This is a genomic window from uncultured Sneathiella sp., from assembly GCF_963976355.1.
GTDB lineage: Bacteria > Pseudomonadota > Alphaproteobacteria > Sneathiellales > Sneathiellaceae > Sneathiella.
On the sequence record NZ_CAXBKA010000002.1, the window covers coordinates 658,151 to 679,032 of the forward strand.

Genomic DNA, 20,882 nt, shown 5'->3' on the forward strand with positions numbered 1-20,882 from the left:
AACTCGCCCAGTTTGAGGAACAAGAATGAGCAGACCGAAAAAAGTATCGCTTTATATCGACGGCAAGGCCGCAAAGGCCATCTCCGGGAAAAGCTTCACCAATTTCAACCCGGCGACGGGGGCGAAGCTGTCCGAGGTGGAGCAGGCCGGACGGCGCGATGTGGAGAAAACCGTTGTTGCCGCCCGCGCCGGATTCCGCGAATGGTCCGCGATGACAGGCAAGGAACGCGGGCGCATCCTCCGCAAGGCTGCCACAATCCTCAGGGAGCGGCGGATGGCACTCGCCGAGATTGAAGTCAGGGACACCGGCAAACCGATTGCGGAAGCGCCGGAGGCCGATGTCGACAGCGGCGCTGATGCGTTTGAGTTCTTTGGCGGGCTCGCCGCCGATATCAAGGGCGGCCATCATGATCTTGGCGAGACAGCCTTTGCCTACACACGCCGGGAACCGCTCGGTATCTGTGCGGGGATCGGGGCGTGGAACTATCCGCTGCAGATTGCCTGCTGGAAGACGGCCCCGGCGCTCGCGGCCGGAAATTCAATGATTTTCAAACCCTCCGAACTGACCCCGACGAATGCGGTGCGGCTTGCGGAAATCCTGACCGAAGCCGGATTGCCGAAAGGGGTGTTCAATGTCCTTCAGGGCGGCGCGGAGACGGGGCATTACATCGCCTCCCATCCGGAGATCGACAAGATTTCCTTCACCGGGTCCGTGCCGACGGGCCGCCAGGTGCTGGCCGATGCGGCCGGCTCGGTCAAGCATGTCACCATGGAGCTGGGCGGCAAGTCGCCGCTGATCGTCTTTGACGACAGCCAGATCCATAATGCGGTGTCGGCGGCGATGAACGCCAATTTCTACACCCAGGGCGAAATCTGTTCCAACGGCACGCGGGTCTATGTGCATGAGGATATCCATGATGCCTTTATCGCGATCCTGAAAAGCCGGACCGAGGCCATGGTCGTCGGCGATCCGATGGATCCGGACACTCATGTCGGTTCCCTGATCAGCGCCGATCATTTCGAGAAGGTGATGGAATATGTCCGCCTCGGCATCGAGGAAGGGGCCTATCTGGTGAGCGGTGGTGAGAAGGTCACCGTCAAGGGATGCGAGAGAGGGAACTTCATTTCGCCTGCGATTTTCACGGCCTGCCAGGATGACATGCGCATCTGCCGGGAGGAGATTTTCGGTCCCGTCATGTCGGTAATGTCCTTCCGTGATGAGGAGGAAGTGATCAATCGTGCCAACGATACGGAATTCGGCCTCGCCGCCGGGGTTTTCACCCAGAATCTTTCCCGCGCGCACCGGGTCGTGGCAAAGCTCCGCGCCGGGACCTGCTGGATCAACAACTATAACCTGACACCGGTCGGGGTGCCTTTCGGCGGATACAAGCAATCGGGCATCGGACGAGAAAACGCGGCCGTCGCCCTTGATCATTTCACGCAGCTGAAATCGGTCTATGTTGAACTCGGTGACGTCGACTGCGGATATTAGCATGGCTGCCATTCGCCGAAGGTGAATTGACAGGCCGGGCCTTCCGGGTAAAAAAGGAACTCCCGTCCGCTAGTCGAGTAGTTCCCGAATGGAAGCCTGGATACCGATCACCATCTTCGCGGCCTTCTTTCAGAATGTCCGCACAGCCCTGCAAAAATCGCTGAAAAGCCGGTTGAGCACCGGCGGGGCGACCTATGTGCGTTTCCTCTATGGCGCGCCGTTTGCGCTGCTCTATGTGCTCGGGATTGCGGAATTCACCGATCTGGTGGTGCCGGACCCGAATATGGAATTTGCGACTTTCGCGGTTATCGGCGGGCTTGCTCAGATACTGGCGACGGCCATGTTGGTTGCGCTGTTCAGCCTGAAGAATTTTGCCGTCGGCACCACCTATTCGAAAACCGAGACTGTGCAGGCGGCCATTTTCGGGATTGTCATCCTCGGTGAGCATGTGGGCATGGGCGCCACTTTCGCCATTATCGTCAGCTTTGTCGGCATCCTGCTGATCTCCATGTCGTCAAGCGCCTTCACGATGCGCGATTTCCTCTCGGGCTGGACCAGCAAGGCGGCGGGCCTCGGCCTGCTCTCGGGCGCATTGTTCGGTGTCTCCGCCGTGGCGTATCGCGGCGCGGCGCTGTCGCTTGGCGGGGAGGGGGCGCTGATGCAGGCGGCCTTCACCCTTGTCTGCGTCCTTTTCTTTCAGACCGCGGTGATGAGTGTCTATCTCCCCTTGCGTGAACCGGGCCAGATCACCAAGGTGCTCATCAACTGGCGCGTTGCCATCTGGGTCGGCCTCACCGGCATGCTGGGCTCCGTCGGCTGGTTCACCGCGATGACATTGCAGAACGCCGCCTATGTCCGCGCCCTTGGCCAGGTCGAGCTCGTTTTTACCTTCATTGCCTCCTATTTCTTCTTCAAGGAGAGAACCAACAGGATCGAGGCGGCGGGCATTCTCCTTATCGTCGTTGGTATCCTGCTACTGCTTCTCGACTGAAATTTTGCGAAAATATGACGATTTTTTTACAATTGACCGCATTTCCGGCCTTTTGTTTTGAAATCTCCTGCGTTATGGTTCGCAAATACGTGGATATCAAACAATTATGAGGTGATCGTTGGGAACGCATTATTCAAGCCGTGAAATGATCGACAGGCTTATCGGCTTCGATACGGTTTCCCGCAATTCCAACCTCGACCTGATCAATTTCGTTGCCGACTATCTCGCGGGCCATGGCGTTGAGGCCGTCCGTGTTTTCAATGACGACAAGACCAAGGCAAATCTTTATGCCACCGTCGGTCCGGCTCGGGAGGGCGGTGTTGTCCTTTCCGGCCATACGGATGTCGTCCCGGTAGAGGGGCAACCCTGGGATACGGATCCCTTCACGGTAGTCGAGAAGGACGGGCGGCTCTACGGGCGCGGCACCTCCGACATGAAAAGCTTTTCCGCTATTGCGCTCGCCAAGGTGCCGGAAATGATCGAGAAGGGACTATCGGTCCCGATCCATTTTGCGCTCTCCTATGATGAGGAAATCGGCTGCATCGGTGCGCCGTCCATGATCGAGGAGATCGCCAATACCCTACCCAGGCCCCGCGCCGTGATTGTGGGGGAGCCGACGATGATGGATATCGTCTCCGCGCATAAGGGGATCGTCACATTAAAGACGACCATTACCGGACGGGAGGCGCATTCCAGTCTCGTTGAGGACGGTGTAAGCGCGGTAATGGTTGGGGCGGAGCTGATCAGCTTTATTACGGGCATGATGGCGGAAAACAAGGCCCGCGCGTCCGCCGAAAGCAGGTTCAGCCCGCCCTATACCACCTTGACCTGCGGTGTTGTCCATGGCGGGACGGCCCCCAATATCATCGCCCGCAAATGTGAGTTTCTCTGGGATATCCGTCATATCCCCGGGGACGACCCCTTGAGTTTCGTGGAAAGATTCAAGGCGCATTGCGAGACGGAAGTGCTGCCGCGCATGCAGGCCGTTGCGAAGGAGGCCAGCATCGTGACCGAGATTTCCTCCAACGTGCCCGCGCTCGGACCGGAGGATGACGGGGAGGCCGAGCGGATCTGCCGCGCCATCACCGGCAAGAACACGACCGGCGCAGTTTCCTACGCCGCCGAGGCGGGACAGTTCCAGCAGGCCGGATTTTCAACGGTAATCTGCGGGCCGGGCTCCATCGGGGTCGCCCATCAGCCCAATGAATATATTGATATTGCACAGGTTGCAGCCGCGGAGAAATTTATCTCCGGTCTCATTGATATGCTACGAAAATGACGACAATCGAATGCAATGGACAGAGATTGCACTATTCGTTAATCTCGAACACAGCATCCGTGAATAAAACCAATAAATACACGGCGAATTTGCCCCGTATGGGCACTAACGAATAACTAGGTAACAAATAAAGGGAGTTATCATGAAACTAAGGACAGGACTATTAGCCGCCACCATGGCAGCCGCTATTGCAGTGGCCGCGCCGGCACAGGCTAAAACCTTTAAATATGCCTTTCAGGGAGATCTGAGCTCCCTCGATCCGCATTCACTGAATGAATCCTTCCTGCTCGCCACACTTGGCAACGTGTATGAAGGTCTCGTTCTCTATGGCCCGAACCTGGAAATCATGCCGGGTCTGGCGGAAGAATGGAAACTGCTGACGCCGACAACCTGGGAGTTCAAGCTCCGCCAGGGCGTGAAATTCCACGGCGGTCAGGATTTCACGGCGGATGACGTGATTTTCTCCTGGCAGCGCACGCTCTCTGAAGGTTCCGACCAGAAGGTCCGCGGCGGCCAGATCAAGAACATCACCAAGGTCGATGACCATACCATCGTCGTTGAAACACCGGCTCCGAATCCCATTCTGGTTCAGGATCTTCCCTATCTGCTGATCATGGACAAGGAATGGTCGGAAGAAAACGGGGCGACGAATGCCACCAGTGCCGCCGGCGATAACACCGGCAACTATGCCAACCTGAATGCCAACGGCACCGGCCCGTTCATGGTTGAAAGCCATAAGGCGGACGTGAAAACCGTCTTCAAGAAGAACGAAGACTACTGGAAAGACATCGATGGCAACGTCACCGAAGTCGAGTTCACCCCGATCAAGGAAGCCCCGACACGGGTTGCCGCGCTGATCTCGGGCGAGCTGCATATGGTGTATCCGGTTCCGGTTCAGGACTGGGAACGTCTGGACAAGGCTGAGGGTGTAAAGGCCCTGACCGGCCCGGAAGCCCGGACAATCTTCATCGGCTTCGATCAGGGCCGGGATGAATTGCTCTATTCCAACATCAAGGGCAAGAACCCGTTCAAGGATCAGCGCGTCCGCGCCGCCTTCGTGCATGCGGTCGACCTTGAAGCCATCAAGGAAAAGATCATGCGGGGTGCCGCGACACCGACCGGCCTGCTGGCCGCACCGCAGATCAACGGCTTTGTTGAATCTCTGAACTCGCCTTATGCGTATGATCCGGAAAAAGCCAAGGCACTGCTCGCCGAGGCCGGGTATCCGGACGGGTTTGAAGTCACGCTCGACTGCCCGAACAACCGCTATGTCAATGACGAGAAAATCTGTCAGGCGGTAACCTCCATGCTCGCGAAAGTCGGTGTGAAGGTCGATCTGCTGGCACAGCCGAAGTCGAAATATTTCGGCAAGGTTCTCGCCACCAGCGGCTATGACACCAGCTTCTACCTGCTGGGCTGGACTCCGGGTTCCATGGACGTGGAGAATGTTCTCTCCTCCCTGATCGTGTGTCAGGATCCGGACAACAAGAAGGGTATGTTCAACCTCGGCAACTACTGTAACGCCAAGGTCGATGAACTGACCGCCGCCATCGGTAGCGAAACCGATCAGGAAAAGCGTAACGCCATGATCGCGGAAGCCTTCAAGATCGTGAAGGATGAAGTCGGCTACATGCCGATCCATCAGCAGCCTCTTTCCTGGGGCGTGAGCGATGGTGCCGAAGTCAACCAGCGTGCCGACAACGGCCTCGACTACCGCTACGTGACGGTCAAGTAATAAACGCCGAACGGGGCCGCCTTGCGAAAGTGCGGCCCCGCTTTTTTATGCGCCTTATGTGATACCATATGATTTCTTTTATTTTTAAGCGGCTGGTGCAATCGGTGATCGTCATGCTGACCGTTGCCCTGATTGCTTTCGCCATGTTTCGTTTCGTCGGTGACCCGATCAACAACATGGTGGGTCAGGATACGAGTCAGGCCGACCGCGAGGCCCTTGCCGAATCTCTGGGCCTGAACGATCCTTTCATTGTCCAGTTCGGACGGTTCGCCCTGAATGCCGCGGAAGGGGATTTCGGTTTCTCCTATAAATACCGCCAGCCGGTCAGCAGGCTGATATTGGAGCGATTGGCCGCAACATTGGAGCTTTCCTTTGTTGCCGCCGTCCTGACGCTGGCCATCGGCATACCGGCGGGCGTCTATACGGCCCTTAAAAGCAAGGGGTTGCTCTCCAAGGGGATCATGACCCTGTCCCTTGTCGGGGTCTCCCTGCCGACCTTCCTGATCGGTATATTGCTTATCCTGCTGTTCGGGGTGGTTTTGCGATGGCTGCCGACCTTTGGTCGCGGCGATGTGGTCGCGCTTGGCTGGTGGACAACCGGCTTCCTGACGGCGTCGGGCCTTAAATCCCTGATCCTGCCGTCGATCACTCTCGCGCTGTTCCAGATGACCCTGATCATGCGGCTGGTCCGCGCCGAGATGCTGGAGGTCATGCGGACTGACTTCATCAAGTTCGCCCGCGCCCGCGGCCTGCCCGATCGCTCGGTGCATTTCCGGCATGCACTGAAAAACACACTGGTGCCGGTGATCACCATTACCGGGCTGCAGCTCGGCTCGCTCATCGCCTTCGCCATTATTACCGAAAGCGTGTTCCAGTGGCCAGGGATGGGACTTCTCTTCATTCAGGCGGTTGCCGATGTGGATATCCCGATCATGGCCGCCTATCTGGTGCTCATCGCTTTCTTCTTTGTCGTTATCAATATGATTGTTGATATCCTGTATTATGCTGTCGATCCGCGCCTGCGCGTCGATAACGCGTGAAGGGGCTGAATAATGGAACAGTCGCTTGAAAAAACCAGGTTGCAGCGAATTTTCGGCAGCGATATCTGGTATAGCTTCACTCATAATCCGACCGCCATTATCTCGGCCCTTGTCACGCTCGGGCTGATCTTCGCAGCGGTTTTCGCGCCCTGGCTGGCCCCGCATAATCCGTTCGACCTTGCCTCCATCAGCATCATGGACGGCAACCTGCCGCCGGCCTGGAGTGCGGGCGGCGATACGAACTTCCTGCTCGGCACCGATGATCAGGGGCGGGGTGTGCTCTCGACCATTCTCTATGGCGCCCGCATCTCGTTGCTCGTCGGCTTCTCCTCGGTCATTTTCTCGATGGTGGTCGGCATTGCCCTCGGCCTCGTCAGCGGCTATGTCGGCGGACGGACCGATGCGATCATCATGCGCATTGCCGATATCCAGCTGTCCTTTCCGGCCATCCTCATTGCCCTGCTGGTCGATGGTGTGGCGCGCGGCGTGATCCCGTCGGACATGCATACGGATATCTCCATCTATGTCCTCATCTTCGCCATCGGCATTTCCGGCTGGGTGCAGTATGCGCGGACGGTGCGCGGCTCCACCCTGGTCGAGAAGAACAAGGAATATGTGCAGGCCGCCCGCGTCATCGGCATTCGCCCCTTTACCATCCTGCGTCGGCATATCCTGCCCAATGTCATGGGTCCGGTAATGGTCATCGCGACCATTCATCTCGCCATCGCCATCATCACCGAGGCGACGCTCTCCTTCCTTGGCGTGGGTGTGCCGCCGACGACGCCATCCCTCGGCACCTTGATCCGGATCGGGAACGAATATCTCTTCTCCGGCGACTGGTGGATCACCATTTTCCCCGGCATCACCCTTGTCGTGCTGGTGCTGGCGGTCAATCTGCTGGGCGACTGGATGCGCGACGCCCTCAACCCGAAACTGCGCTAGGGGCTGATTATGGACTTGCTCAATATCAATAATCTGCGCATTGAATTCCCGAGCCGACATGGCACCGTGGTGGCCGTCGATGATGTCACCCTGACGGTCCAGCCGGGAGAGGTTCTGGGCGTGGTCGGGGAATCCGGCGCCGGGAAATCGACCATCGGCAACGCCGTGATAGGTCTTTTGGAGCCGCCCGGCGAAATGACCGGCGGACATGTTTTCCTGAAAGAGCAGGGGATTGACACGCTGTCGCCGGAAGCCAAACGCAAAATCCGTGGCCGCAAGATCGGCATGATCTTTCAGGACCCGCTTACCTCCCTTGATCCGCTGCAAACGATCGAGCAGCAGCTTGTCGAGACCATCAATCTGCATCTGAAGCTCGGCGAGAAAAAATCCCGCGCCCGCGCCATAGACTTGCTCCGTCAGGTCGGCATCCCGAATCCGGAAACCCGCATCAAGAACTATCCGCACCAGTTTTCGGGCGGCATGCGCCAGCGGGTCGTCATCGCGCTCGCGCTCTGCGCCGAGCCGGAAGTGATCATTGCGGACGAACCGACAACCGCACTCGATGTCTCGATCCAGGCGCAGATCCTCGAACTCATGCGCCGACTCTGCAAGGACAAGCAGGTCGGCATGCTGATCATAACCCATGACATGGGCGTCATTGCCGACATTACCGACCGGGTCGCCGTGATGTATCGCGGCAAGCTGGTGGAAGAGGGGACGACGGCGAAAATTCTCGGCAATCCCGATCATCCCTATACCCAGAGCCTGATCAGCGCCGTGCCGCGCCCCGATGTCCGGCTCAAACGCTTCCCCATGGTCAATTATATCGAGGCAGAAGGCGAGCGGAAAAAGCTGCTCGATCTCTCGACCCACTGGCTCGGCAAGGCGCGCGACTATACGGCGGTCGAAGGACCGTTCATCAGCCTCAAGAACATGGTCATGACCTTTGTCACCAAGCCCGCGCTGCTGAAGCATAACCGGGTCACCTTCAATGCGGTGGATGACGTCTCCTTCGATATCAATGAGGGAGAGGTGTTCGGCCTCGTCGGCGAGAGCGGCAGCGGGAAGTCGACCGTCGCCCGGATGATCTGCAGTCTCTACCGGCCTGCCGCCGGAGAGATCAATTTCCTTGGTACCGACCTGACAAAGATAAAGTCAGAGAAGGAACGCGACTATTACCGCCGCCAGATGCAGATGATTTTCCAGGACCCGTTCTCCTCGCTCAACGGGCGGATGCGGGTGATGGACATCATCGCCGAGCCGATCCGCTTTCACAAGCTCGCCGGGTCCAACCGGGAGGTGGAGCAGATCGTCACCGACCTTCTCGATCATGTCGGCCTCGGCGCCCAGGCAGCCGTCCGCTTCCCGCATGAGTTTTCAGGCGGGCAGCGTCAGCGTATCTCGATCGCCCGGGCGCTTGCGACCCGGCCGCGCTTCCTGATCTGCGATGAGCCGACCTCGGCGCTCGATGTGTCGATCCAGGCGCAGATTCTCAACCTTCTGAAGGATTTGCAGGAAGAACTTGGCCTGACCATGCTGTTCATCAGCCATGACCTGCCGGTGATCCGCCAGATGTGCGACCGCGTCGGAGTGATGAAAACGGGCAAGCTGGTGGAGGTTTCGGCGACGGAGGACCTGTTTGAGAACCCGCAGGCCGCCTATACGCGGGAACTTCTGGATTTGATGCCGCGCCTGGACAAACTGTCGCTCGAAGGGCTGGAAGTCGAAAAAACCTGATCAGAGCCGCAGCGTCATAAAGACGCTGTTCGGATCGAGGATATAGCCCCCGAAGGGCGGACACTCCGTAAAGCCATATCCCGCGTAGAGGGCGCGGGCGGGCTGAAATCCCGGCTGTGAGCCTGTCTCCAGATAGAGATCGCGATAGCCACGTTCCCGCGCCGTCTTGAGCAGATGCTCCAGGAGCGAAGCCGCAATGCCCTTGCCGCGATGCGCCGCCGCCGTATGCATGGATTTGATCTCGCCGGTCACGCTGTCGAGTTCCTTGAGCGCGGCGCAGCCGACCAGCTCCCCATCCTGTTCCGCCCGCCAGAAAGTGATATTGTCCGCCCGCAACCCGTCGAGATCGAGTGCATGAGTGCTTTCGGGCGGGGAGAGGGAGCGCATCAGAGTGAGATGCGCCGCCAGCAGTGCAATCACATCCTCACCCCGGGCATCATCAAGCCGGATATCCAATGCCGCCGTCATGCGGCGCCATCGAGGCCTTTCAGGGCCATGTTGACGACCGAGGTGCCACGCTCCCAGATCATTTCCTTCCAGTCATCGGCGTCGCAATAGAAGGCATCGCGGACCTGCTTCTTGATCGCCTTGCCCTGTTCGGAGTCAAGATCGCCTTTAAGGTACAGCCAGTTATCGGCCCGAAGCGCGTTCAGCACTTCCAGCACCGGGATGGTGCCATACTCAATGGCGACGCAGGTATGGCTGGCGTTCGGCGCGCTCTCCGTCACGCCAACATCGATGGTGCCCCGGACCACGGCGGAGGCGGAGGTGCCGGCCTCCGGTGAGGTGACATCCTCGCCATACCAGTGTTTCGCCCGCGGCAGCCCCTCGGGATTGCCTACATAGATCAGTTCCCCATGGCCATAGGGGCCGAGGCCGGTATGGAAGTCGAGCAGGGCGAGATGTTTGGCCTTGCCTGCATGTTTGCTCACCACGGAGCGCAGCGTCTTGTTGGTCCAGGACGGTTCGAACCCGCCGAAGAACAGCCCGTCCGCATGGATATGCTGGCCACCGGTAACCGCCGCCTGATAGGCGCCGATGGTCTTTTCCTCGATATATTTCTGGATCGCGGCATCGGCCTCGGCGCGGGCCGGGCCGTCCCAGTCATCTGGCACGAGATCCTCATGCACCTCCGCATAGTCCGGATTGTCCGGAAGTCCTTTCGAGAAGTCGAGAAAGTTGCGGTTGAGGTCGATATTGTCCTCGTTCACCCGCCGGATATGGGAGAAACCATAGGGGTTGATCGCATGAATGAGGACGACGGCGGTATCCGCCGGCAATTCCTTGAACATGCCGTTCTTCAGCATCCCGGTCTGCACGCCGGAACCGCAAAAGCCTTCCCCGCCATGGGTGGCGGAGGAAATAATCAGCACCTTAGACGCCTCCTCCGGGCCGATGCGCGCGACATCCATATAGAGATCTTCGCCGTCCGCGCCCTTGGCCCGGTCATTCAGGTGGTTCTCGACCGTGAGGCCGCGGTCCATGCAGGCCTTCAGAAATTTCGTGCGGGCCTCCGCATAGGTGGCGGAAAAAAATCCTGGTATATCCATGTCTGTGTACTTTCCTTTATATCCTTTGTGCGTTTATAACAGAGATCGGAAAACCTGCGACATTTTTTGAGACCCTCGCAGGAGATTGGAGAGAGGGCAGATGCCAGACCCGCAGTATGTCATTTTTGGATCGGAATATTCGCCATTTTCAGTCAAGGTCCGGTCCTATTTCCGCTATAAGGACATTCCTCATGAATGGCGGCCGCGCAACCGCGACAATCTGGCCGAATTTCAGGCGCTCGCCAAGCTGCCGCTGATTCCGCTGGTGCTGTCGCCGGACGGCACGGTACAGCAGGATTCGACCCCGATTATCGAAACATTCGAGGAGGCGTTCCCCGATCCCGCCCTGCAGCCACCCTCGGAAATGCTCGCCTATCTCTCCTGCCTGATCGAGGATTATGCCGACGAATGGGTCAACAAGCCGATGTTTCACTATCACTGGTGGCGGGCCGAGGATCAGGAGGCGGTGAGCGTCGCGCTCGCCCGCGCGAACATGCCGAACGGCGATAGGGAGGCGATTGAGGAACTGGCGGCGACGGTGCGCAAGCGCATGGTGCCGCGCCTCAGCTTCGTCGGCTCGAACGAGGGGACCAAGCCGGTGATCGAAGCGTCCCTCGATAACCTGCTGACGCTGCTGAACACGCATCTGAGGGGGCGGAACTATCTCTTCGGCGGACGCCCGGCGCTCGCCGATTTTGGACTGTTCGGGCAGATTTATTGCTGTTTGCAGCAGCCGACGACGGAAAAGATCATCCGCCAGAACCACCCCGAGATCACCCACTGGATCGACCAGATGCTCGATCCGGAAATCCATGGCGACTGGGAAGACTGGAGCAGCCTTGCCCCGACCCTTGAGCCGATCCTGAAGAGCGAGATCGGCGCCCTCTATCTGCCCTGGAGCCTCGCCAATGAGGCTGCCGTGCTGAAACGCAAGGATGATTTCTCGCTTCCCCTGATGAGGCAGGCGTTCAGCCAGCAGACGGTCAAATATGCCGCGAAATCATTGCAGGTTCTGCGGTCCCGGCTGGCGGAGGTCAAGGACCGTCAGTCGCTTGAGAGGATATTGCGCGATTGCGACTGTTTGCAACCTTTGGTATCCAAAAACTGAAGCTGCTGACAGTAGAAACCATATTTCCGCCGAATTTCCCCTTTAGGGTTTCCGGCGGTGGATATATTCAGGTTTTTCGGGAAGAATCGGTGATTTTATAATTGCAAATTATAGTATGCCTTTTCTTTAAATTCCGTAAAATATAAATAAAAATAATAAAATATATTGTTTTTTTAATTCACTTTATGAAGACATATGTTTAAAAACATAACTGTTGACCATAAACAAACTAGTATAATAAAAAATATTGGTATATTATGGTTTTGTGACAGAGTAGTGGGAAAAACGAGGAATATCTTGTGGCGAGGATAGACGCTCTTGTAAAATCTGGGGTTGTGAATACCGAAGGTTTTTATACGCTTGGCGGACGTCTGGCGATCGATTTTGCCAATAGTTACAAACGCATCGGCCGCGAGAAGGAAGGCATCGGTAATTTCGAGGATTTACTGACCTTCATGAAGTCCCATCATCTGCTGCATGAAGATGAGGCCTCGGATTTGCATATGTTCCTGTTCCAGAATCCGGGCCGCTGCCAGGCGGTGGTCGACAGTCTTGTTGAACTGCGTAACAGCTTTCGCGCTGTCCTCACCGACATTTCGCAAGGCTGGCCCGTCAATCCGGAATTTTTCAGCCATATTAATGACCGCCTCGCCAGCTTCAAGAGCTACCACAAGATCGAACCGGCGGAAGAGGGGATGGAGCTCAAAACCGTCATCGAGGAGAACGGGCCCGAAAAACTGATCTTCCCGATTGTCCGTGATATTGCAGAGTTTCTCACCTCCGATCATGTGGAGAAGACCCGCCCCTGCGCCAATGACGACTGCGACCTTTATTTCGTCAACCAGTCCCGCAATGGCCGCCGCCGCTGGTGTTCCATGTCGACCTGCGGCAACCGCGCCAAGGTCAATGCCTATCTGAAGCGTCAGGAAGCCTGAACCTCAGCCCTGATCGGCGGTGGCGCGGTCGCGCAGCTGGTTTTTCTGCACTTTCCCCATGGTATTGCGCGGCAGATCCCCGACGATATAGACCTGCTTCGGCACCTTGAAATTCGCGAGCTTCTCCTTGATGAAGGCGATCACGTCTTCTTCTTTGAGGCCCGGCACGCTGCCATCCGGTACGACGAAGGCGACGACCGCCTCGCCAAAATCGGGATGCGGGCGGCCCACAATGGCGCTTTCCTCAATCCCCGGCATTTCGTCGATAAAACTCTCGATCTCCTTCGGATAGACATTATAGCCGCCGGAGATGATCAGGTCTTTCGAACGACCGACGATGCGGTAATAGCCATCCTCGCCCTTGCGGGTCATGTCGCCGGTAATGAAAAAGCCGTCGGGACGGAACTCCGATGCGGTTTTCTCCGGCATCTGCCAGTATCCCTTGAAGACATTCGGCCCCTTGATCTCGAGAATGCCGATCTCCCCGTCGGCAAGCACATTGCCCTCTTCATCGGCGATCCGTACCTCGTTATCGAGCGGGAAGCCAACAGTGCCTGCCTTGCGTTCCCCGTCATAGGGATTGGAGGTGATCATGCCCGCCTCCGTCATGCCGTAGCGTTCCAGGATGACATGGCCCGTCCGCTCTTCGAAGGCATTGAAGGTTTCTTCGAGCAACGGCGCGGATCCCGCCGTAAAGAGTCGCATGTTGCGGCAGACATCCTTCGTGAAGGCCGTCTCGGCGAGCAGGCGGACGTAGAAGGTCGGCACACCCATGAAAACCGTCGCTTTCGGCAGATTCGCAATGATCACCGCCGGATCGAATTTCGTCAGGAAAATCACCTTGCTGCCGTTCAGGAGCGCGCAATGCAGCGCAACGAACAGGCCATGCACATGGAAAATCGGCAGGGCATGCAGCAGTACATCTCCCTCGGTAAAGCCCCAGTGTTTATGGAGCGTCCGGGCGTTGGAGGCGAGGTTGTCATGGGTCAGCATTGCGCCCTTGGACCGCCCGGTGGTGCCCGACGTGTAGAGAATGGCGGCGAGGTCATCGCCAGTGCGTGCCACGGTCTTGAAATCGCTGTCCTGCTGATCGGCGCGCTCTGTCAGGCTGCCGCGGCCCGCCGCATCGAGGGTGAGCACTTCTTTGACGCCGCATTTCCCGGCGATGGCCTCAATCTCCGTTAGTGAGGCCGGATCGCAGACGACGATGGCCGGGGTTGCATCGCCCAGGAAATATTCGATCTCCGCCGCCTTGTAGGCCGTGTTGAGCGGCAGATAGACGAGGCCCGCGCGCAGGCAGGCGAGATAAAGAATGACCGCCTCCACCGACTTGCCCGTCTGCACCGCGACCCGGTCTCCCGCGACCGCACCGAGCGCGGTGAGCAGGTTCGCCATTTGCGCGGATTTCTCCCGAAGATCGCCGAAGCTGACTGTCGGCACCTCCGGTCCCTCAAAGGCGGTTTGGGTGAGGTCCGCCGGAAACCGGCTTTCAAACAGGGTATAGAGATTATTGTCTGTCATCGTTTTTCGTTCTTTTTTATGGGCCGGAGCCTTTGGTCAATGGTGTATCCCATCTATAAAGCAACAGGACCTTGTTGTTAAAGACAAGATTGTTCTTCCTTGCTCTGAGCCCGTCGCCCGATCCGAATTTTTTATATCTTTTGCCGTCCTTGTCATGACTGCGCCAAGATTGGCACTTACTATTTTAAAGACGGGATGATTTCCCGTTGGTAGAGGACGGTCCGCATCATACATATGAGGTGAGGCGGATCACAAAGCCGACGGGTTTGACCCTGTATTTTTGAAATGGAATTGCACCGGACCGTTCCCGTCGGTAATAAGGGATATGTCACGGTTTCTGCGGGGCAGATGAACCGGTTTAATTCCGCTGTGCTTCTTTACCGGAACCCACCAGAGGCCGCCGGAAAAAATATGAATGGGATAGATTAGAAATATGGCGCCGACATTTGTCACTCAACTGTTTAACTCCATCGCCGACACCGGACGGGAACTGCTCGATCTCAGGGGCGACAAGAAACGGAACAACAGTATCAAGGGGCTGTGCCGGGACCTGCTGACCCAGAAGGGCGAGGCGTCGGGCATGGCGCTCGCCCGCGATGCGGTGGCCGCCTGGAACACGCTCACGGAGGAGGAAAAGCTCGATTTCCTCTATTTCCTGAATGAGGAGATGGCGCCCGATCAGGTGGAGATTGAAAAGGCCGTCGCCGCCTATCACAAGCAGGCGGATGCGAAAAACTACAAGGCGCTGACCACTGCGATCGAGGCCCCGCGCCAGGAGTTGATGCGGCGCCTGAATTTCGCGCCGGGCGGCACCGCCGCCATTGTCGCAATGCGCAAGTTTCTTGTCGGTCACTTGCGCACCAATCCGGAACTGAAGGCTGTCGACAGCGATCTGCAACATCTGTTGAGTTCCTGGTTCAACCGGGGCTTCCTTACGCTGGAGCGGATCGACTGGCGCACGCCCGCCGTGGTGCTGGAAAAGCTGATCGAATATGAGGCGGTGCATGAGATCGATGGATGGGACGATCTGCGCCGCCGTCTGGATAAGGACCGGCGCTGCTTCGCCTTCTTCCATCCGGCGCTCCCCGATGAGCCGCTGATCTTCGTCGAGGTGGCGCTCGTGAAGGGGCTGGCCGCCGCCATTCCGCCGCTGCTTTCGCAGGAAGCGGAGCGAGGCGATCCCACGAGGGCCGATACGGCGATTTTCTATTCCATCAGCAACTGTCAGGATGGCCTCAAGGGAATCAGTTTCGGCAACTTCCTGATCAAGCAGGTGGTGGCGGAACTCTCGGCGGAGCTTCCCAACCTTAAGCATTTCGCGACCCTGTCGCCGATTCCCGGCTTCATGAGATGGCTGAACGGGGTCCAGGGCGCTGTCGCGGGCATGCATTTCAAGGAGCTGCGCGAAATCCGCGACCTGATCAGCGAGAAGGGCTGGCAGCAGAACCCGGAGATTGTCGAGAAGGTCAAGGGCCCGCTCGAGCATCTCTGCGCCCATTACCTCGTTAATGAGAAGAGCGGCGAGCGGCCGCTCGACCCGGTGACGCGGTTCCATCTGGGTAACGGCGCGCGGCTGGAACAGCTCAACTGGCTCGGCGATGACTCCGAGAACGGCATGAAGCAGTCCGCCGGGTTGCTGGTGAATTATTACTACAGCCTCCGGGATATCGAAAAGAATCACGAGGCCTATGCGAATGAGCGTAAAGTCGTCGCTTCCTCGGCGATCCAGTCGCTCGCGAAATAGGGTCGGAAGCCCCGCATCCTGTGGCTTGCCGGATTTTCCACCGTCCGGTTACAATTTTTTGTCGACGGGGCGGGGCCAAAGCCTATAAACTCGCCGCATCATCCTGCCTTCCCGAAAGGCAGAGCCATAAAAATAAGAAAAGGGACGCAAATGTCAGATCATAATATGCTTAAAGATAAAGTCGTAGTCGTCACGGGCGCCGGTCGCGGTGTCGGCCGGGGCATCGCCATCATGTGCGCCGCTGAGGGTGCCAAGGTTGTCGTCAATGACCTCGGCGGAACCGAGCAGGGCGAAGGCGCGGACCAGGTTCCGGCGCTTGAAGTCGTCAAGACCATCACCGATGCCGGCGGCGAAGCCATCGCCAACTTCGGCAATGTCGCCAAGTCCGATGACGCCGGCAAGATGGTCGAGGATGCCCGCAAGGAATTCGGCGGCATCGACTGCATCGTCAACAACGCCGGTATCCTGCGTGACGTGATCTTCCATAAGATGAGCGAAGCGGAATGGGATGCGGTGATCGCCGTGCATCTGAAAGGCAGCTTCAACGTCAGCCGCGCCGCGGCGCCGTATTTCCGCGAACAGCAGAGCGGCTCCTTCGTGCATATGACCTCGACCTCCGGCCTGATCGGCAACTTCGGGCAGGCGAACTACGCCGCCGCGAAGCTCGGGATCGTCGGGCTGTCGCGCTCCATCGCGCTCGATATGTCCCGCTTTGGCGTCCGCTCCAACTGTATCTCTCCCTTTGCCTGGTCGCGCCTCATCGGCACCATTCCGCAAGGCACGGATGCGGAGCGTGAACGCGTCGCAAAAATCCAGCAGATGACGCCGGAGAAAATTGCCCCGCTCGCGGTCTATCTTCTCTCCGATCAGGCATCGGACATCACCGGCCAGATCTTTGTTGTCCGCAACAATGAAATCTGCCTGATGAGCCAGCCGCGCCCGATCCGCAACCTGCAGACCTCCGAAGGCTGGACACCGGAAACCGTTGCCGCCCGCGTCGGCCCGGCGGTGAAGTCCTCCCTCGTGCCGCTGGAACGCTCCGGTGACGTCTTCTCCTGGGATCCGGTCTAGGGAGAGACGGCATGGCGATCGATTATGACAAGCTGACCAACTGGAAGTTCGACGAGATCGAACAGACCTATACCTATAAGGACAGCATTCTCTATGCGCTTGGCGTCGGGGTCTCCATGGACCCCCTCGACATGGACCAGCTCCGCTTCACCTATGAGGAGGATCTGCTGGCCCTGCCGACTATGTCCGTGGTGCTGGCTTATCCCGGCTTCTTCCTGAAACAACCGGAATTCGGTGTGGACTGGGTGAAGGTCCTGCATGGCGAGCAGGGGATAAAGATCCACAAGACACTGCCCGCCGAAGGCACGGTGATCGGCACGACGAAGATCACCGAGATCATCGACAAGGGCGAGGGCAAGGGTGCGCTCATGTACTCAACCCGGGAGATTCACGACAAGGCGAGCGGCGATCTTCTGGCGACCCTGAGTTCGACGACCTTCTGCCGGGGCGACGGCGGATTTGGCGGCCCGAAGATCGAGGCGCCGAAACCGCATACCCTGCCGGAGCGCGATCCCGACAGCGTGGTGGAACTGGCCACGCTCGATCAGGCGGCGCTTATCTATCGCCTGAGCGGGGATTTCAATCCGCTGCATGCGGACCCGCGCGTTGCAACGGCGGCCGGGTTCAAGGCGCCGATCCTGCATGGCCTCTGCACACTCGGTGTTGCCGGTCACGCGCTCCTGAAGCAGGCCTGCGGTTATGATCCGTCGAAGCTCAAGGCGTTCAACCTGCGCTTCACCTCGCCGGTCTATCCCGGGGAGACGATTGTCACCGAGATGTGGCATGACGGCAATGTCACCTCCTTCCGCTGCAAGGTGAAGGAGCGGGACCTGGTCGTCCTCAATAACGGCTATGCCGAAATCGGCTGACCGCCCGCGGCACATTATCAGGAACGGCAGGATTTAAACTGAATTCTGCCGTTTCCTGTTTCCGTCGGGGCGCAACCGACCGAATCAACAAAAGGAAAAGCAAGAATGCATGTTGAAGAAGCAATCCGGTCCCGCCGGTCAATCCGGGCCTTCACGGACCAGGAGGTCCCGCGCGAGAAAATCGAAAAAATCCTCGAGCTTTCCCAACGCGCGCCGAGCGGCACCAACACCCAGCCCTGGCATACCTACGTCTGCACCGGCGAGGTCAAGGACGCCATCTCCCGCGATGTGCTGAAGCTGGTGGAGCAGAATGCCGCCCGCAAATATGAGGAATATGACTATTACCCGGCGGAATGGAAGGATATCCATCGTGACCGCCGCCGCGGCGTCGGCTGGAGCCTCTACGGCCTGCTCGGCATTGAAAAGGGCGACCGGGAGCGAACCGCCAAGCAGTCCAAGCGGAACTTCACCTTCTTCGATGCGCCGGTCGGGCTGTTCTTCACCGTCGATTCCTACCTGATGCGGGGAAGCTGGTTCGATGCCGGTCTCTATATGCAGACGGTCATGCTGGCCGCCCGCGGGGAGGGGTTGCATACCTGTCCGCAGGCCGCCTGGATCACCTTCCAGGACCCGATCTTCCGGCATCTCGGCATTCCGGATGACCAGGTGCTCGTCTCCGGCATGGCCATGGGCTATGAAGACACCTCGGCGATCGAGAATACGCTCGTCAGCGATCGTGAGGATGTCGCCAATGTGACCCATTACATCGGTTTCGATTAGGATTTGACAACGGGTCTGCGGCTTGCTCTGCTAAATGGGCGGGCAGCCTCGGCCCCGGATCAGAACAGGAGTATACCGTGAACGTTTCCGACGCCATCAAGTCACGCATGACCGTGCGGCAGTTTCTGGACAAGCCGGTCCCGCTGGAGACCCTCCGTGAGATACTGGAAATTTCAAAACGCGCGCCGTCGGGCGGCAACCTGCAACCCTGGACCGTCCATGCGATCACCGGCGAGGCGCTGAAATCCCTTATCCGGGATGTCGAGGAGAAAATGAAATCCGGCCACACGGAGGAGCCTGAATATAATGTCTATCCGCCGGATCTGATCGAACCCTACCGGACCCGTCGTCGGATTGTCGGGCAGCAGCTTTATGACCTGATCGGCGTGCCGCGCTCGGATACGCCCGGCAAGCTCAGGCAGCTCGCTCGCAATTTCCGTTTCTTCGATGCGCCGGTCGGGCTGTTCTTCGTCCTGCACCGGCAGATGGAGATCGGCCAGTATGCGGATGTCGGTATGTTCATGGAGAATATCATGCTGCTGGCCCGTGAATACGGCCTCGATACCTGCCCGCAGGAAGCCTGGGCCCGCTGGCCGCAGACCCTGAAGAGCCATCTCTCGCTGTCCGATGACGAGATTCTCTTCTGCGGCATGGCGCTTGGCTACCGCGATGAGAAGGCCGTGATCAACGAGCTCGTATCCGAGCGGGAAAGCTTCGAGAATTTTGTCACCCTGCACGGGTTCTGAAACGAGAGAGACCATGGATTCCGATATCATTACACAGATTCGCCAGACCGTCCGCCAGCTCTGCGCGGAATATCCCGGAAAATACTGGCGAGAGAAGGATCGGGACCGCGCGTACCCCACGGAATTCGTGAAAGCCCTGACCGAGGCGGGGCTGTTATCCTCCCTCATCCCCGAAGAATATGGCGGCGCCGGTCTGCCGCTCAGCGTCGCCTCCGCGATCCTCGAGGAAATTCATACGAACGGTTGCAACGGCGCGGCCTGCCATGCGCAGATGTATACCATGGGCACCTTGCTCCGCCACGGATCGGAGGAACAGCGGCAGACATATCTTCCCGGTATCGCAAGCGGGGAGCTGCGCCTGCAGGCCTTCGGCGTGACCGAGCCGACGGCGGGCACGGACACCACCAGCATTTCGACGACGGCGGTCAGGGATGGCGATGAGTATGTGGTCAATGGCCAGAAAGTCTGGACCAGCCGCGCCGAGCATTCCGACCTCATGATCCTGCTCGCGCGGACCACGCCGAAGGACAAGGTCGCCAAGCGCGCCGACGGCCTCTCCGTCTTCGTCGTCGATATGCGCGAGGTGGTCGGCAACGGCATGACCATCCGTCCGATCCGCACCATGATCAACCATGCAACGACGGAAGTCTTCTTCGATAACATGCGCATTCCGGCCTCCGCCCTGATTGGAGAAGAAGGGAAGGGGTTTCGCTATATCCTGACCGGCATGAATGCGGAGCGGATCCTGATTGCCTCCGAATGCCTGGGCGATGCCGACTGGTTCATCAGGACCGCGTCCGACTATGCGCGCGACCGCAAGGTCTTCGGCCGCTCCATCGGGCAGAATCAGGGCGTCCAGTTCCCGATCGCCCGGGCCTATGCGGAGACAAAGGCGGCGAAGCTGATGGTGCAGGAAGCCTGCCGCCTTTATGACGCGGGAGAGCCCTGCGGCGCGGAGGCGAATATGTCGAAGATGCTGGCATCGGAAGCCTCCTGGGCGGCGGGGGAAGCCTGCATCCAGACCCATGGCGGCTTCGGCTTTGCCGAGGAGTATGATGTCGAGCGCAAGTTCCGCGAAACCCGGCTCTATCAGATCGCGCCGATCTCGACCAACCTCATTCTCTCCTTCATCGCCGAGCATGAGCTGGAGCTGCCGCGTTCCTACTGACTGATTCTGGCGGGGCGGCGAAAAAAATCATGTCACCGGATTTTGTCGGAAACCGAGGCTGACCCTGCGTCATTCTTTGGCGGTGCGGAGGGAGAAAAATACCAGATATAGAAATCGTCAAAAAACCTATATTAAGTAGTTGACGTTGATGGTTGGTGGATTTATAACCCGCGT

18 protein-coding genes are annotated in these 20,882 nt (G+C 58.3%); 15 read left to right on the forward strand and 3 right to left on the reverse strand.

The window, feature by feature from the left end; translation table 11 throughout:
- The first annotated feature begins 25 nt into the window (after positions 1–25).
- The 7 genes from betB (at position 26) to AAC599_RS06870 (ending at position 9,216) form a co-directional block, all read left to right on the forward strand.
- Complete coding sequence (betB, locus tag AAC599_RS06840; RefSeq protein WP_340149665.1) at positions 26–1,492, forward strand: betaine-aldehyde dehydrogenase; 1,467 nt, start codon at positions 26–28, stop codon at positions 1,490–1,492.
- Positions 1,493–1,580: 88 nt separating this feature from the next.
- A complete protein-coding gene (locus AAC599_RS06845; protein WP_340149666.1) occupies positions 1,581–2,483 on the forward strand; it encodes an EamA family transporter in 903 nt (300 codons plus the stop codon).
- Between the two features lie 118 nt (positions 2,484–2,601).
- Positions 2,602–3,762: an acetylornithine deacetylase gene (gene argE, locus AAC599_RS06850; protein ID WP_340149667.1), complete on the forward strand. Its 1,161-nt coding sequence runs from the start codon at positions 2,602–2,604 to the stop codon at positions 3,760–3,762.
- 142 nt (positions 3,763–3,904) lie between these two features.
- Positions 3,905–5,497: an ABC transporter substrate-binding protein gene (locus AAC599_RS06855; RefSeq protein WP_340149668.1), complete on the forward strand. Its 1,593-nt coding sequence runs from the start codon at positions 3,905–3,907 to the stop codon at positions 5,495–5,497.
- A 68-nt stretch (positions 5,498–5,565) separates the two neighbouring features.
- On the forward strand, positions 5,566–6,537 hold the full coding sequence (locus tag AAC599_RS06860; protein WP_340149669.1) for an ABC transporter permease: 972 nt from the start codon (positions 5,566–5,568) through the stop codon (positions 6,535–6,537).
- A gap of 12 nt (positions 6,538–6,549) precedes the next feature.
- Positions 6,550–7,479 carry an ABC transporter permease gene (locus AAC599_RS06865; RefSeq protein WP_340149670.1) on the forward strand — a complete coding sequence of 310 codons (930 nt, stop codon included), beginning with the start codon at positions 6,550–6,552 and terminating at the stop codon, positions 7,477–7,479.
- Positions 7,480–7,488: 9 nt separating this feature from the next.
- The gene (locus tag AAC599_RS06870) at positions 7,489–9,216 is read left to right on the forward strand and encodes an ABC transporter ATP-binding protein (RefSeq protein ID WP_340149671.1); all 1,728 of its coding nucleotides are present in this window, start codon (positions 7,489–7,491) and stop codon (positions 9,214–9,216) included.
- Here the strand turns inward: AAC599_RS06870 and AAC599_RS06875 are convergent, their stop codons facing one another.
- Positions 9,217–9,684, reverse strand: a complete 468-nt coding sequence (locus AAC599_RS06875) for a GNAT family N-acetyltransferase (RefSeq protein ID WP_340149672.1) — start codon at positions 9,682–9,684, stop codon at positions 9,217–9,219.
- Positions 9,681–10,766 (reverse strand): M14 family metallopeptidase, encoded by a 1,086-nt coding sequence (locus AAC599_RS06880; protein WP_340149673.1) that lies wholly within the window; start codon positions 10,764–10,766, stop codon positions 9,681–9,683. Before AAC599_RS06880 ends, AAC599_RS06875 begins: the two co-directional genes overlap by 4 nt.
- Positions 10,767–10,866: 100 nt before the next feature.
- Here AAC599_RS06880 and AAC599_RS06885 point away from each other — a divergent pair, with 100 nt between their 5' ends.
- Positions 10,867–11,874: a glutathione S-transferase gene (locus AAC599_RS06885; RefSeq protein WP_340149674.1), complete on the forward strand. Its 1,008-nt coding sequence runs from the start codon at positions 10,867–10,869 to the stop codon at positions 11,872–11,874.
- 299 nt (positions 11,875–12,173) lie between these two features.
- Complete coding sequence (locus AAC599_RS06890) at positions 12,174–12,809, forward strand: CGNR zinc finger domain-containing protein (protein WP_340149675.1); 636 nt, start codon at positions 12,174–12,176, stop codon at positions 12,807–12,809.
- 3 nt (positions 12,810–12,812) lie between these two features.
- Here the strand turns inward: AAC599_RS06890 and AAC599_RS06895 are convergent, their stop codons facing one another.
- Positions 12,813–14,330: a malonyl-CoA synthase gene (locus AAC599_RS06895; RefSeq protein ID WP_340149676.1), complete on the reverse strand. Its 1,518-nt coding sequence runs from the start codon at positions 14,328–14,330 to the stop codon at positions 12,813–12,815.
- 433 nt (positions 14,331–14,763) lie between these two features.
- On the opposite strand from AAC599_RS06895, the gene AAC599_RS06900 reads away from it, so the two are divergent.
- From AAC599_RS06900 to AAC599_RS06925, 6 genes are all read left to right on the forward strand, one after another.
- Complete coding sequence (locus AAC599_RS06900) at positions 14,764–16,074, forward strand: malonyl-CoA decarboxylase (protein WP_340149677.1); 1,311 nt, start codon at positions 14,764–14,766, stop codon at positions 16,072–16,074.
- A 150-nt stretch (positions 16,075–16,224) separates the two neighbouring features.
- Positions 16,225–17,145, forward strand: coding sequence for an SDR family oxidoreductase (locus tag AAC599_RS06905; RefSeq protein WP_340149678.1), 921 nt, complete (start codon positions 16,225–16,227; stop codon positions 17,143–17,145).
- An 11-nt stretch (positions 17,146–17,156) separates the two neighbouring features.
- On the forward strand, positions 17,157–18,014 hold the full coding sequence (locus tag AAC599_RS06910; protein ID WP_340149679.1) for a MaoC/PaaZ C-terminal domain-containing protein: 858 nt from the start codon (positions 17,157–17,159) through the stop codon (positions 18,012–18,014).
- Positions 18,015–18,119: 105 nt separating this feature from the next.
- The gene (locus tag AAC599_RS06915; RefSeq protein ID WP_340149680.1) at positions 18,120–18,794 is read left to right on the forward strand and encodes a nitroreductase; all 675 of its coding nucleotides are present in this window, start codon (positions 18,120–18,122) and stop codon (positions 18,792–18,794) included.
- A 77-nt stretch (positions 18,795–18,871) separates the two neighbouring features.
- A complete protein-coding gene (locus AAC599_RS06920; protein WP_340149681.1) occupies positions 18,872–19,540 on the forward strand; it encodes a nitroreductase in 669 nt (222 codons plus the stop codon).
- A 13-nt stretch (positions 19,541–19,553) separates the two neighbouring features.
- Positions 19,554–20,708 (forward strand): acyl-CoA dehydrogenase family protein, encoded by a 1,155-nt coding sequence (locus AAC599_RS06925; RefSeq protein WP_340149682.1) that lies wholly within the window; start codon positions 19,554–19,556, stop codon positions 20,706–20,708.
- The last annotated feature ends 174 nt before the right edge of the window (positions 20,709–20,882 follow it).